Below are 1,489 nucleotides of genomic sequence, written 5' to 3'. Positions count from 1 at the left end.
ACCGGAATAACCGGAGCAACTGGGCCTTCTGGTGGACCTCCAGGACCTACCGGACCTACCGGATTGCCAGGAACTGTTGGACCTCCGGGGCCTACGGGACCTACCGGACTTACAGTATCTGGATTATCTCATTATGCTTATGTTTTCAATACAGCAGCTCAAGTTGTTGCCTTAGAAGCACCTATTCTTTTTAATTCACATGGTAGAATGACATCTGGTTTTACTCATACGCTGGGAACTTCTCAATTAATGGTTCTTAATGCAGGAGATTATAAAATTTCTTTTTCTGTATCAGGAGTTGAACCTAATCAATTCACACTTTTTTTAAATGGTGCTCCGGTTACCAGCGCAGTTTATGGATCAGGTGCAGGAACTCAACCAAACAACGGCCAAACAATCCTCGCTTTAGCTGCAGGTGATATTATTACCCTTAATAATCATACTTCCGCTGCTGCAGTTACTTTGCAGACTTTGGCGGGTGGAACACAAACAAATATAAATGCTTCGATTGTAATTGAAAAATTAAATTAATTTAATCATTTATTTCTTGAAACTCTGCCAGTAAATAACCTGGGATGGATTCTTTTTTCAACAAGCAGTTAGCTTTTGCTAGCTGCTCTTCTATTTTGTTCCTACTCCTATTTCCTAAAAAATCTTTACTTTATTCCTCCTTAAATAAAATCAATAATTCAGCATATAATATCTATGCATCTAGATTATTACCTTTGTATCGAGCAGTTAGACTGGGCTAACTGCTCTTTTATTTGTGACAAAATGAAATTTTTATTAAGTTTGCTATTAATAACATGTATTGATTTCTTTTCTAAATTAATTTAGAAAAGGGACGAGTATTATGAGTTTAAAAAATCAAAGTTTCAAACAAGCAGGAGAAGTTGTCCAATCATTTGTAACAATAAACAAAGAAATTATAAAGTTCACACATCAAAACGCCTCCAGTTTAGGATTAACAGTACAACAAATGGGTATCTTAAATACAATTTATGCACTCCCTAATGTTACTCTTAAAGAGATTTCAGAACGTTTTTCAGTTCCTAAAAGTACAGTGAGTGTGAATGTAGATGAATTAGTTAATCTACAGTTCATCAAGCGAAAACAATCAGATGAAGATCGTAGAGAAATAAAATTAAAGGTAACAAACCAAGGACAAAAAGCATCGAAAAAATCCATTGAAAACTCTACTTCCTACAAGGCAATGGAATTAGCACTACAACAACTTCAAGAAGATGATGTTCAAACATTATTGCGTATTCATAAAGATTTATTAATCTCTCTACAGCAATTTCGTTAATTGATGTAAACCATTTTAAACACAAATTCTAATTCTTATTTTTCAAAGAACTGAGCAGTTAGATTTCACTAGCTGTTCTTTTATTTAAAATAGCGTTTTTTATTAAGAAATTAGTCATTCCAACTAAAACGGATGTAATGTTCGTAATAAGATCCACCTAAAATGTTTTTCTTTTCTACT

General features: G+C 33.8%; 1 protein-coding gene and 1 pseudogene. Both read left to right on the top strand.

Annotated features, from left to right (window positions below; genetic code table 11):
• Nucleotides 1-531: pseudogene (locus C4S65_RS33910) on the top strand (collagen-like protein); the annotation flags it as partial.
• A 322-nt stretch (nt 532-853) separates the two neighbouring features.
• Nucleotides 854-1,309: a helix-turn-helix domain-containing protein gene (locus C4S65_RS33905; protein ID WP_061665828.1), complete on the top strand. Its 456-nt coding sequence runs from the start codon at nt 854-856 to the stop codon at nt 1,307-1,309.
• Nucleotides 1,310-1,489: the final 180 nt, after the last annotated feature.

It is taken from the genome of Bacillus sp. ok061, assembly GCF_900108285.1.
Lineage (GTDB): Bacteria > Bacillota > Bacilli > Bacillales > Bacillaceae_G > Bacillus_A > Bacillus_A thuringiensis_S.
This window is presented reverse-complemented; position numbering and strand designations above follow the sequence as displayed.

Excerpts from the sequence above, each read along its gene's own strand:
- C4S65_RS33905 (WP_061665828.1), top strand. The coding sequence starts at position 854 with ATGAGTTTAAAAAATCAAAGTTTCAAACAAGCAGGAGAAGTTGTCCAA.